Source organism: Pseudomonas sp. VE 267-6A (genome assembly GCF_024126555.1).
GTDB lineage: Bacteria > Pseudomonadota > Gammaproteobacteria > Pseudomonadales > Pseudomonadaceae > Aquipseudomonas > Aquipseudomonas palmensis.
The window spans coordinates 1-12,899 of sequence record NZ_JAMYBY010000025.1; the positions used below are offsets into that span (position 1 = coordinate 1).

Here is a 12,899-nt window from a genome sequence, read left to right on the forward strand (position 1 = left end):
ATGTGAGAGTAGGTCATCGTCAAGATTAAATTCCGAAACCCCTATCTGCATCTGCAGGTAGGGGTTTTGTCTTTGTGGGCCGAAAAGCTGCAGGCCCTCGGTCTGTACGCAGACCGTGATAAGGTTCCCCCCAAAATCCGCACAGCCCAAGGGATGCCCCATGCCGCATGCAAGCACGCTTCAACCGGGATTCATGGTCGTTCACGGCAACCACCTGGATGAACTGCGTGGCCTGGTGGTGAGCCTGATGCGGCGTTATCCGCTGGCACCCCTGGAAAACGAGATGGTGCTGGTGCAGAGCAACGGTATCGCCCAGTGGCTCAAGCTAGCCCTGGCCGAAGACCCGCAGGACGATGACCAGGGCGGTTGCGGCATCGCGGCCGCCATCGATGTGCAATTGCCTGGTAGCTTCATGTGGCAGCTGTACCGCCGGGTACTTGGCCGCGAAGAGATTCCTGAAACCTCCCCGCTCGACAAGGCGCCCTTGACCTGGCGCCTGATGCGCCTGCTGCCGGAAGTGATCAACCAGCCGCATTTCGAGCCGTTGCAGCGCTTTCTTACCGATGACAGCGACCTGCGCAAGCGCTACCAGCTGGCCGAGCGCCTTGCCGACCTGTTCGACCAATACCAGGTGTACCGTGCCGATTGGCTGAAGGACTGGGCAGCCGGACGTCACGTGCTGAGCAACGCTCGTGGCGACTCCCGTGCGCTGGCCCCCGCCAACTGCTGGCAGGCAGAGCTGTGGCGTGCCTTGCTGCTGGATGTGGGGGAGGAAGGCATGGCCCAGAGCCGTGCCGGCGTGCACCAGCGTTTCGTCGAGCGCATCAATGCACTGGAACAAGCCCCCAAGGGCCTGCCATCGCGGGTCATCGTGTTCGGCATTTCTTCGTTGCCGGCCCAGGCCCTTGAAGCGCTGGCAGGCCTGGCACGTTTCAGCCAGGTGCTGCTATGCGTGCACAACCCCTGCCGTCACCACTGGGCCGATATCGTCGCCGACAAGGACCTGCTGCGCCATCAGTACAAGCGCCAGCAGCGCAAGCAAGGCATGCCCAGCCTGATCGACGCCGACACCCTGCACCAGCATGCCCATCCGCTGCTTGCGGCCTGGGGCAAGCAGGGCCGGGACTACATCAACCTGCTCGACAGCTACGATGACCCGGGCAACTATCGCAATGTGTTCAGTGACGGGCGCATCGACCTGTTCACCGAAAACGGGCAGGCCACTCTGCTCAACCAGTTGCAGGACGACATTCTCGAACTGCGCCCATTGGTCGAGACCCGCGCCTTGTGGCCCGCCGTCGACCCGGCCAAGGACCGCTCGGTGCGTTTTCATGTGGCCCACAGCGCGCAGCGCGAGGTCGAGATCCTGCACGACCAGTTGCTCGCCCGCTTCAGCGCCGACCCCGGTCTGCGCCCGCGCGACGTGATCGTGATGCTGCCGGACATCAACACCTATGCGCCCCACATCCGCGCCGTGTTCGGCCAGCTTGGGCGCAACGACCCGCGCTACATTCCCTTCACCCTGACCGACCAGGGCCAGCGCGGCCGTGACCCGCTGCTGATTGCCCTGGAGCACCTGCTCAAGTTGCCGGACAGCCGCTTCCCGGTGAGCGAGATTCTCGATCTGCTGGATGTTCCCGCCCTGCGTGCCCGCTTCGCGATCAAGGAAAGCGACCTGCCCACGCTGCACCGCTGGATCGAAGGGGCCGGCGTGCGCTGGGGCCTCAATGCACAGCAGCGTGCCGGCCTGGGCCTGCCCGATGACCTCGAGCAGAACAGCTGGCGATTCGGCCTGCGCCGCATGCTGCTGGGCTATGCGGTGGGCACGGGCGACAGCTGCGACGACATCGAACCCTATGATGAAATCGGCGGCCTCGATGCTGCCCTGATCGGCCCGCTGGTGGCCCTGCTCGATGCGCTCGAGGTGGCCCATGCCGAGCTCTCGCAGCCGGCACCGGCGGCGCAATGGGGCACGCGCCTGCATGCCCTGCTGCAGGTGTTCTTCCTGGCCGAAACCGAACACGATGACTACCTGCTGGTGCAACTGCAGGGCCTGTGCGAAACCTGGCTGCAAACCTGCGAGTCGGTCGGGCTCGAGGACGCCTTGCCGTTGACGGTGGTGCGCGAAGCCTGGCTCGCCGGCCTGGACCAGGGGCGCTTGTCCCAGCGCTTTCTGGCCGGCTCGGTGAACTTCTGCACCCTGATGCCCATGCGTGCCATCCCCTTCAAGGTGGTGTGCCTGCTGGGCATGAACGATGGTGACTACCCGCGTGCGCAGCCGCCGCTGGACTTCGACCTGATGGGCAGCGACTACCGCCCCGGCGACCGCTCTCGGCGCGAGGACGACCGTTACCTGCTGCTCGAAGCGTTGCTTTCGGCGCGTGAGCAGTTGTACGTCAGCTGGGTGGGCCGCAGCATTCGCGACAACAGCGAGCGGCCGGCGTCGGTGCTCATCGGCCAGTTGCGCGATCACCTCGCCGCCGGCTGGCGCAGCCCCAAGGCCAAGGCCGACGACCCTGTGGAGGGCGGTCTGCAACTGTTGCACGCCTTGACGCAGGAACACCCCCTTCAACCGTTCAGCGCCCGCTACTTCCACAAGCACAGCAACCTGTTCAGCTATGCCAGCGAATGGCGCGCCCTGCACCTGCCGCCAACGCAGCTGCCGACCGAGGCCGACCAACTGGAGCCTTTCGTGCCCGAAGAGCCCCTGAGCCTGACCTTGCTCCAGGACTTCATGCGCCACCCCGTTCGGCACTTCTTCAGCCAGCGCCTGAAGGTGTTCTTCGAAGCCGCCGAAGCCCCCCTGGCCGACGAAGAGCCCTTCGTGCTCGACGCCCTGCAGCGCTACAGCCTGAGCGAAAGCTTGCTGGGCGCAGCCCTGGCCGACCCCACCAACAGCACCGACGCCCTGCAGGCCCAGGCCCGTCGCCTGCAACGCAGCGGCATGCTGCCGCTGGCCGGCTTCGGTGAATGCCTGCAGGCCGAATTGATCGAGCCATTGCCCGACCTGCTGTTGCGACACGCTCAACTGCTCGGCCAATGGCCAACCCTGATCGACAGTGCGCTGCCGATCAGCTTCGAGTATCGCCAGCTGCGGCTCGAAGGCTGGCTGGGGCGGGTGTACCAGCGTGACGACCAGGCGCTGCTGAGCATCACCACCTTGCCCAACGGCATCAGCAGCGGCAAATCACTCAAGTGGCACCGACTGGTGGCGACCTGGGTCATGCACCTGGCAGCGTGTGCCGTGGGGCACCGGTTGAGCAGCGCAGTGGTCGCCACCGACGTGACCCTGTTGCTCGACCCGCTGGAGCAACCGCGTGCCGCGGAACTGCTTGGCGACCTGCTGGTGGCCCGGCAGGCCGGCATGAATGCGCCGCTGCCGGTGGCGATCAAGACCGCCTTCACCTGGCTCGGCCAGAGTGACCCTGAAAAAGCCCTGACGGCCGCAGCCAAGGCCTACGACGGCGACGGCCAGAACACCCGCGGCGAGCGCAGCGAAAGCACCGCACTGGCCCGGCAGTTCAGTGATTTCGCGGCGCTGACCGCGAGTGAAGAATTCGAGGGCTGGTGCGAGGCACTGTACCGGCCGATGTTCGAAGCCGCCTGGCAACGCCTGGGCAGTGAAGAGGTGCATCCATGACTGCCCACGCACACCAGCCGCCGCTGGCACTGACCTTCCCGCTGCACGGCAGCCAACTGATCGAAGCCAGTGCCGGTACCGGCAAGACCTTCACCATCTCTGCCTTGTACCTGCGCCTGGTGCTCGGCCATGGCGGCGAGCAGGGCTTCGGGCGCGAGCTGCTGCCGCCACAGATCCTGGTGGTGACCTTCACCGATGCGGCCACCAAAGAGCTGCGTGAGCGCATTCGCACCCGCCTGGCCGAAGCGGCGCGCTTCTTCCGTGGCGAACTGCCCGAAGCCGACCCCTTGCTGGTGCAACTGCGCGAGCACTACGCCCCGGACACTTGGCCCGCCTGCGCCAACCGCCTGGACGTTGCCGCGCAGTGGATGGACGAAGCCGCCGTCTCGACCATCCACAGCTGGTGCCAGCGGATGCTGCGCGAGCACGCGTTCGACAGCGGCAGCCTGTTCACCCAGACCCTGGAGACCGACCACAGCGAGCTGCTCGGCCAGGTCATGCGCGACTACTGGCGGCGCTTCTGCTACCCCATGCACGGCGAGGCCCTGGCCTGGGTGCGCAGCCACTGGAGCAGCCCCGAGGCATTGCTGCCCAGGGTGCGCGCGCTGTTCGGCCGCACGCGGAGCGAGGAAGACAGCGCCGACCCACAGGCGCTGATCGAAGCGGTGGTGCAACAACGTGCCGAACGGCTGCGCCAGCTCAAGGCGCCCTGGGCACAGTGGGCCCAGGAACTGCTGCAACTGTGCCATGCCGCACATGCCGCCAAGCAGGTGGACGGGCGCAAGATGCAGCCGCGCTATTTCGAACCCTGGTGCGAGAAGATCGCGGCCTGGGCCCAGGACGAGCAGGCGGTGGAGCTGGATATTGGCACCGGGTTCACCCGCTTCACCCCGCAAGGCATGGCCGAAGCCTGGAAGGGCGAGCCGCCCAGCCACCCGGCGCTGGATGCCATGCCCGGCCTGCGCCTGGAGCTGCAGGCGTTGCCGACCCCGGACGCCCGCCTGCTCGAACACGCCGCCAACTGGGTGTCGAAACGCTTCGAGCAGGAAAAGCGCCGCCGCGCCGAAATGGGCTTCGACGACATGCTGCTGCGTCTCGACTCGGCCTTGGGCGGGACGGCCGGCGAGCGCCTGGCCGGGCTGATCCGCGAACAGTTCCCGGTGGCCCTGATCGATGAATTCCAGGACACCGACCCGGTGCAGTACCGCATCTTCCAGCGTATCTATCGCATCGAGGAGGACGTGCGCGAAACCGGGCTGTTCATGATCGGCGACCCCAAGCAGGCCATCTATGCCTTCCGCGGCGCCGACATCTTCACCTACCTGGGCGCCCGACGCGCCACCCACGGCCGGCTGCACAGCCTGGACACCAACTACCGCTCAAGCCAGCCGATGGTCGATGCGGTCAACCATGTATTCATGCGCGCCGAACAGCGCGAGGCCGGTCGCGGGGCGTTCCTGTTCCGCGACGGCGACGACAACCCCGTCCCCTTCGTGGCGGTCAGGGCGCAGGGGCGCAAGGAGCACCTGCAGGTCGACGGGCAGCCCCTGGCAGCGCTCAACCTATGGCACCTGGCAAGCGACGAGCCGCTGTCCGGCGCGGTCTATCGCCAACAGGTAGCCGCCAGCTGCGCCACCCAGATCGTCAGCCTGCTCAACGGCGGCCAACTGGGCACCTGCGGTTTTGTCCAGCCAGGCCAGGCGTTGCGTGGCTGTTTGCCATCGGACATTGCGATCCTGGTTCGCGACGGTCGCGAGGCCCAGCTGATCCGCGCCGAACTGGCCGCCCGCGACGTACGCAGCGTCTACCTGTCGGACAAGGACTCGGTGTTCGCCGCCCAGGAGGCACACGACCTGCTGGCGTGGCTCAAGGCCTGCGCCGAACCCGACAGCGAGCGCCTGCTCAAGGCGGCGCTGGCCAGCGTCACCCTCGACCTGCCGCTGACCCGGCTGGCCCAGCTCAACCAGGACGAGCGGGTGTGGGAACACTGGGTCATGAAGTTCCGCGACTATCGCCACCTCTGGCGCACCCAGGGCGTGCTGCCGATGCTGCGTCACCTGCTGCACGACTTCGACCTGCCCCAGGTACTGATGCGCCGCAGCGATGGCGAACGGGTGCTGACCAACCTGCTGCACCTGGCCGAGCTGCTGCAGCAGGCGGCCACCGAGCTGGACGGCGAGCAGGCGCTGATCCGCCACCTGAGCGAACACCTGGCCAGCTCCGGCCAGGCCGGTGAAGAACAGATCCTGCGCCTGGAAAGCGACGAGCAACTGGTCAAGGTGGTGACCATCCACAAATCCAAGGGGCTGGAATACCCGCTGGTGTTCCTGCCCTTCATCAGCACCGCCAAGCCGGTGGACGGAAAGCGCCTGCCCCTGGGCTGGCACGACGCCCAGGGCAATGCCCAGCTGACCCTGACCCCTGATGCCGAGCAGATCGCCCTGGCCGATGACGAGCGCCTGGCCGAAGACCTGCGTCTGCTCTACGTGGCCCTGACCCGTGCCCAGCACGCGTGCTGGCTGGGGGTGGCGGACCTCAAGCGCGGCACCGGCAAGGAGTCGCTGCTGCACCGCTGCGCGCTCGGCTACCTGCTGGGCGGCGGCGCTGTACTGCCGGCTTCCACCGCCCTTGAGGGCTGGCTGCAGGCATTGCAGGAAGGTTGCGCGACCATCCACAGCCAGGTATTGCCGATTGCCGACACCCAGCGCTACCAGGCCCCGCGCAACACCGCCGAGCTGCTTCCGGCCCGCCAGCCGCGCCGCCGCGCCGCAGAGAACTGGTGGATCGCCTCCTACAGTGCACTGCGCATCGGCGAGGAGCTGCTCACCGCCGACAGCTCCCAGGCCCAGCAACTGCTCGATGATGAACCGGCCGATCCGCAGGCCCTGCGCGAAGTCGTGGCGACGGGCGGCGACATCCACCGCTTCCCGCGTGGCCCCAACCCCGGCACCTTCCTCCACGGGCTGCTCGAATGGGCCGGTCACGAAGGCTTCGGCCAGGTGGTCGCGGCGCCCGAGCAACTGCACAAGACCGTGGCCCAGCGCTGCAACCGGCGCGACTGGACCGGCTGGATCAACACCCTCGGCAACTGGCTCGAACACCTGCTGAACGCACCGCTGCACCTGGCACCGGACAGTGCGCCGGTTGCCCTGGGCCAGTTGAGCCAGTACCAGATCGAGATGGAGTTCTGGTTCGCCAGCCATCAGGTCGACGTGCTGGCCCTCGACCGCCTGGTATGCACCCACACCCACGACGGCGCAGCCCGACCGGCCGCGCAGTCGGCGCTGCTCAATGGCATGTTCAAGGGCTTCATCGACCTGGCATTCGAGCACGACGGGCGCTACTACGTGGCCGACTACAAATCCAACTGGCTGGGCACCGACGACCAGGCCTACAGCGAGCTGGCGATGGAGGGCGCGATCCTCGAGCATCGCTACGACCTGCAGTACGTGCTGTACCTGCTGGCCCTGCACCGTCAGCTGCGTGCCCGCCTGCCCGACTACGACTACGACCGGCATGTGGGCGGCGCGGTGTTCCTGTTCCTGCGTGGGGTGCACGCGGCCAGCCAGGGCTTGTACTTCATCAAGCCGCCGCGCGTGCTGATCGAGCGGCTCGATGCCCTGTTCAGCGGCGCAAGCGCACCGCAGCAACCTGATCTGTTTTCCGGAGACAGCGCATGAGCCGCACGTTCGACGACCTGTTGCCCACCCCTCTGGATGCCGGGCATCTGGCGGCCCTGGCGCCGTTGACGGTGGGCGCCGACCTGCTGGCGCTGCTTGATCGATGGGTCGAGCGCGGCTGGCTGCGAGCACTGGACCGCGCCTTCGTGGCTTTCCTCGGCGAACGCGACCCGCAGGCCGACCCGCTGGTGCTGCTGGCCGCCGCACTGGCCAGCCACCAGTTGGGGCACGGGCACGTGTGTCTGGACCTGGCCGAAACCCTGGCCGAGCCTGACTTTGCCCTGTCGTTGCCACCCGAGGGCGATGCCCTGGCCGGCCCCTTGCTGCTGCCTTCGCAACTGCTGGAGCGCCTCGATCTGGCCACCTGGTGCCAGCGCCTGCAAGGCAGCGCGCTGGTTGCCCTGGGCAGCAGTGAAGCGCAGGCCTCGCGCCCGCTGGTGTTGAGTGGGCAGCGCCTGTACCTGCGCCGCTACTGGGCCTATGAACGGCGCATCGACAGTGCCCTGCGCGAACGCCTGGAACAGGCCGAACCCACGCCCGCCGATTTGCGCGCCCGCCTGGATGCGCTGTTCGAAGGCTCGGCGCTGGCCGGTCAGGTCGACTGGCAGAAGCTCGCCTGCGCGCTGGCCACCCGCAGTGCCTTCAGCATCATCACCGGCGGCCCCGGCACCGGCAAGACCACCACCGTGGTGCGTCTGCTGGCCCTGTTGCAGGCCCCGGCCGTGGAGGTCGGGCGCCCGTTGCGTATCCGCCTGGCCGCACCGACCGGCAAGGCAGCGGCGCGTCTCACCGAATCCATCGGCCAGCAGGTGGAGCGGCTGGCCGTCAGTGACGCCGTGCGCAGCAACATCCCCAGCGATGTCTCCACCGTGCACCGCCTACTGGGCAATCGCCCCGGCTCGCGACATTTTCGTCACCATGCCGGCAACCCGTTGCCACTGGACGTGCTGGTGGTCGACGAGGCCTCGATGATCGACCTGGAAATGATGGCCAACCTGCTGGCGGCGATGCCGGGGCATGCGCGCCTGATTCTGCTCGGGGACAAGGACCAGCTGGCGTCGGTCGAGGCCGGCGCAGTGCTGGGCGACCTGTGCCGCGATGCCGAGGCCGGGCGCTACAGCGCTGCCACCCGCAGCTGGCTGGAGCAGGTCAGTGGCGAGTCGCTGGCCGGCAGCGGCCTGGTCGAGGGCGATGCCCAGCGCGACCCCTTGCCTCAGCAAGTGGTGATGTTGCGCCATTCGCGCCGCTTTGGTGAGGGCAGCGGTATCGGCCAGCTGGCGCGCCAGGTCAACGGCCAGCAGCCGGAGCAGGCCCGTGCGCTGCTCGAGCAAGGTCTTGCCGACGTGCACAGCCTGCGCCTGAGTGGCGAGCACGACCGCAAGCTCGACACCCTGCTGCTGCAGGGGCTGGGCCGCGGTGGCGACAGCCCGCAGGGCTATCGTGAGTACCTGCACCTGATTCGCCAGACCCGCCCGGCGCCGGATACCGCCGCTGACGATCCACGCTGGGAAGCGTGGGCACTGAAGGTGCTGCGCGCCTTCGAGCGCTTCCAGCTGCTGTGCGCGGTGCGCAAGGGCCCCTGGGGCGTCGAGGGCCTGAACCAGCGGGTCGGCAAGGTGCTGACGGCGGCCGGTCTGATCGATGGCGAACAGCCCTGGTACGAAGGTCGCCCGGTGCTGATGACGCGCAACGACTATGGTCTGGGCCTGATGAACGGCGATATCGGCATTGCCTTGCGCCTGCCGGACGCCCAGGCCTCCACACCGTTGCTGCGGGTGGCGTTTCCTCGGAACGATGGCCAGGGCGGCGTCAGATTCGTCCTGCCCAGCCGGTTAAGTGAGGTTGAAACCGTGTACGCCATGACGGTGCACAAGTCCCAGGGCTCGGAGTTCTCCCACACGGTTCTGGTGCTTCCCGACGCCTTGAACCCGGTGTTGACCAAGGAACTGATCTACACCGGCATCACCCGCGCCAAGGACTGCTTCAGCCTGATAGAGCCGCGCCAGGGCATTTTCGAGGAGGCGGTGCGGCGCAAGGTCAAGCGTATTTCCGGGCTGATGCTGGAACAGGTGTAAGGCGCCGGCGCAGCCGACGATTCGGCTGATCCGCCCTTGGAGGCGACCTCGCGGGAAAAGCAGGCGTTATGCTATCTTGCCCCCACGCAAGGCATGGTCTTAAGAGATTTCCTATATGAAGGTCGCCGCCCTTACACCGGGACGTGTAAAACGCTGGAGGCTCATGCTGCTGGCGGCGTTGGTGCTGGTACTTCCGCTGCACGGCATGGCCCAGGGCGCCGCGGCCGCCACACTGGCCGAGCAGCGGGCCAAGGCAGTGACCCAGGTGGTACTGGGTATCCTCAGTTACGCGCGCTGGCCGGTGGAACCCGAACAACTGCGCCTGTGCCTGATCGGCCCTACCGAATATGCCGACGACCTGGTCAAGGGGACCACCCAGGCCACCGGCCGGCCGCTGACCGTACGTCGCCTGCTGGCGGGGGATCCGCGTATCCTCACCCAGTGCGACGCGGTGTACATCGGCAAGCTCAGTGGCGAGGCGCGCAGCCAGCTCATCAGCGCGATCAACGGCAAGCCGGTGCTGAGCATCAGCGAAGCGGATGACCCCTGTACGGTCGGCAGCCTGTTCTGCCTGCGGGTCAAGGACACCCAGGTGGCCTTTGACGTGAACCTCGACTCGGTGGCGCGCAGCGGCGTGCGCATCCATCCCAGCGTGCTGCAATTGTCGCGGCGCCGAGCGCTGCAGCCATGATCGGCTGGCTCAAGACACGCGAACGGACCACGTTGCGCGCGGTGCTCAGCCGCGGGCACCTGGGCGTTGCGTTGCTGGCCATCGGGCTGGCCGGCATCTCGCTGACCGTGCTGGGGGTGCTGGCATTGCGCGTCTATGCCAACCACAACCTTCACCTGATTGCCCGTTCGATCAACTACACCGTCGAGGCCGCGGTGGTGTTCAACGACAGCAGCGCCGCCAACGAAGCCCTGGCGCTGATTGCTGCGGCCGAGGAAGTGGCCAACGTCAAGGTCTTCGACGATGCGGACCAGTTGCTGGCCAGTTGGGAGCGCAGTGAAGGCGGCATGCTCGACCAGCTGGAGCTCAAGATCGCCCGGACCCTGCTCGAAGAGCCGATCCGGCTGCCGGTGGTGCACCAGGGCCAGCAGGTGGGGCGCATCGAGCTGGTTGGCCAGGGCGGCAGCCTGATGCGCTTTCTGCTCAGTGGCCTGGCGGGCATCCTGCTGTGCACGGCGCTCAGCGCGGTAAGTGCGCTGTACCTGTCGCGCCGGCTGTTCGCCGATATCGTGGGGCCCCTGCGCGGGCTGGCCAGCGTGGCCCATGCGGCGCGGCGCGAACGCAGCTTCGACCGGCGCGTGCCCTCCACCCAGATCGCCGAACTCAACGAGCTGGGCAACGACTTCAATGCCCTGCTCGACGAAATGGAAGCCTGGCAAAACCACCTGCAGAGCGAGAACGAGACCCTGGCCCACCAGGCCAGCCACGACAGCCTGACCGGCCTGCCCAACCGGGCGTTCTTCGAGGGCCGCCTGAGCCGCAGCCTGCGCAACGCGATCAAGCATGGCGACGGGCTGGCGCTGCTGTTTCTGGACAGCGACCGCTTCAAGGAAATCAACGACAGCTACGGCCATGCCGCAGGCGACGAGGTGCTGGTCGCCGTGGCCAGCCGGGTGCGTGCGCAGCTGCGCGAGCACGACCTGGTGGCGCGTCTGGGGGGGGACGAATTTGCGGTGCTGCTTACCCCTCTGCATCGCTTCGAGGACGCCCAGCGTATCGCCGACAAGATAGCCGCCAGCATGAGCCTGCCTATCCGCCTGCCGGACGGCCAGTGCGTCGTTACCTCGTTGAGCGTAGGTATCGCAGTGTTTCCCGATGACGGCCGTACCCCGGCCGAGTTGCTCAATGCCGCCGATGCGGCGATGTACCAGGCCAAGCGTCACACCCGTGACGGGCCCCAGTCGGCAGAGGCGGAGTTCTCTGCGTCCAGCGCAAAAACAGGAGCTGAACCGTGATTCACCTGACTCGATACCTTCGCTTGCACCTGGCCTGTCTGGCCCTGGCCTTTTTCGCCCTCGGCGGCTGCCAGACCCCGCCGCCCAAGGGCCTGACCCCCGAGCAGATAGCCGTGCTCAAACAGGAGGGGTTCACCCCCACCGACGAGGGCTGGACCTTCGGCCTGTCCGGCAAGGTGCTGTTCGGCAGCGACCTGGATGCACTCAACACCCAGAGCCGCGAGATCGTCGAGCGTATCGGCAAGGCGCTGCTGTCGGTGCACATCGAGCGGGTGCGGGTGGATGGCCATACCGATTCGTCCGGCAAGGCCAGCTACAACGAACAGCTGTCGGCGCGCAGGGCGGCCAGCGTGGCCAGGGTGCTGGTGGGCGTGGGCATGCGCCCCGAGAACGTCGAGACCCGTGGCCTTGGCAGCCGCGAGCCGGTGGCCAGCAACGACACCGCCGCCGGGCGCACCGAAAACCGCCGCGTGGCGATCGTGGTCGCCTCCGACTAGTCGGCAAAACTCATCGTGTGCGACTCGCCCATCAGCAGGGGCGCGTTGCGCTCGGTCACGTCGCGGATGTAGTCCCACAGCAGCGTGATGCGCTTGAGCTTGCGCAAGTCTTCCCGGCAGTACATCCAGAACTGCCGGGTAATCTCCACTTCCCCCGGCAGCACCGGCACCAGCCGCGGGTCCTGTGCGGCCAGAAAACACGGCAGGATGGCCAGCCCGCGACCCTGCTGGGCCGCCACGTACTGGGCGATCACGCTGGTGCTGCGCAGGTGTGCGGTGGCGGTGGGCAGCAGGTTGGCCAGGTACAGCAGCTCGGAGCTGAATGCCAGGTCGTCCACGTAGCTGATGAACGGGTGCCGGGCCAGGTCGCTGCTGCGCAGGATCGGCTCGTGGTTGTCCAGGTAGTCGCGGGTGGCGTACAGGCGCAGGCGGTAGTCGCACAGCTTGCAGCACACATAGGGTCCGTGTTCCGGGCGCTCCAGCGCGATCACGATGTCGGCCTCGCGTTTGGACAGGCTGATGAAGTGCGGCAGCGGCAGGATATCCACCGAGATCGCCGGGTAGGCATCGACAAAGTGGCTCAACTGCGGGGTGATGAAGAAGCTGCCAAAGCCTTCGGTGCAGCCCATGCGCACATGCCCCGACAGCGCCACGCCCGAGCCGGACACCTGCTCGCAGGCCATGTGCAGGGTGCTCTCGATGGCCTCGGCATAGCTGAGCAGGCGCTGCCCCTCGGCGGTGAGCACGAAGCCGCTGGTGCGCGACTTTTCGAACAGCAACGTGCCCAGCGCCACCTCCAGCGAACTGATGCGCCGCGACACCGTGGTGTAGTCCACGCCCAGGCGCTTGGCCGCGCTGCTGGCCTTGCGCGTGCGCGCCACTTCGAGGAAGAACTTGAGGTCGTCCCAGTTCAGCGACCCCAGGGATGTGATGTTTTTTTGCATGTTGGTCCGGCTTTTATGTGCGTTCTTATTAGAAGTTTGCACATCTATACTCCAATTCAGCCCAGGACCCAAGCACCGTCGCGGCTGCCGCGTCGGCG

Annotated in this window: 7 protein-coding genes; 6 read left to right on the forward strand and 1 reads right to left on the reverse strand. The window is 67.0% G+C overall.

Features of this window, described 5'->3' with window-relative positions; genetic code table 11:
• Positions 1 to 160: 160 nt before the first annotated feature.
• From recC to NJH59_RS23435, 6 genes are all read left to right on the forward strand, one after another.
• Positions 161 to 3,640, forward strand: coding sequence for an exodeoxyribonuclease V subunit gamma (gene recC / locus NJH59_RS23410; protein WP_253087374.1), 3,480 nt, complete (start codon positions 161 to 163; stop codon positions 3,638 to 3,640).
• Positions 3,637 to 7,320 (forward strand): exodeoxyribonuclease V subunit beta, encoded by a 3,684-nt coding sequence (gene recB, locus NJH59_RS23415; RefSeq protein WP_253087375.1) that lies wholly within the window; start codon positions 3,637 to 3,639, stop codon positions 7,318 to 7,320. Before recC ends, recB begins: the two co-directional genes overlap by 4 nt.
• Complete coding sequence (gene recD, locus NJH59_RS23420) at positions 7,317 to 9,395, forward strand: exodeoxyribonuclease V subunit alpha (RefSeq protein ID WP_253087376.1); 2,079 nt, start codon at positions 7,317 to 7,319, stop codon at positions 9,393 to 9,395. The genes recB and recD overlap by 4 nt, the downstream gene beginning before the upstream one ends.
• Positions 9,396 to 9,510: 115 nt before the next feature.
• On the forward strand, positions 9,511 to 10,086 hold the full coding sequence (locus NJH59_RS23425; protein WP_043860717.1) for a YfiR family protein: 576 nt from the start codon (positions 9,511 to 9,513) through the stop codon (positions 10,084 to 10,086).
• On the forward strand, positions 10,083 to 11,360 hold the full coding sequence (locus NJH59_RS23430; protein ID WP_043860716.1) for a diguanylate cyclase: 1,278 nt from the start codon (positions 10,083 to 10,085) through the stop codon (positions 11,358 to 11,360). The genes NJH59_RS23425 and NJH59_RS23430 overlap by 4 nt, the downstream gene beginning before the upstream one ends.
• Positions 11,361 to 11,365: 5 nt before the next feature.
• A complete protein-coding gene (locus NJH59_RS23435; protein ID WP_043860721.1) occupies positions 11,366 to 11,857 on the forward strand; it encodes an OmpA family protein in 492 nt (163 codons plus the stop codon).
• Here the strand turns inward: NJH59_RS23435 and NJH59_RS23440 are convergent.
• Positions 11,854 to 12,801 carry a LysR family transcriptional regulator gene (locus NJH59_RS23440; protein ID WP_043860715.1) on the reverse strand — a complete coding sequence of 316 codons (948 nt, stop codon included), beginning with the start codon at positions 12,799 to 12,801 and terminating at the stop codon, positions 11,854 to 11,856. The two genes, NJH59_RS23435 and NJH59_RS23440, sit on opposite strands and share 4 nt — an antisense overlap.
• Between the last annotated feature and the right edge of the window lie 98 nt (positions 12,802 to 12,899).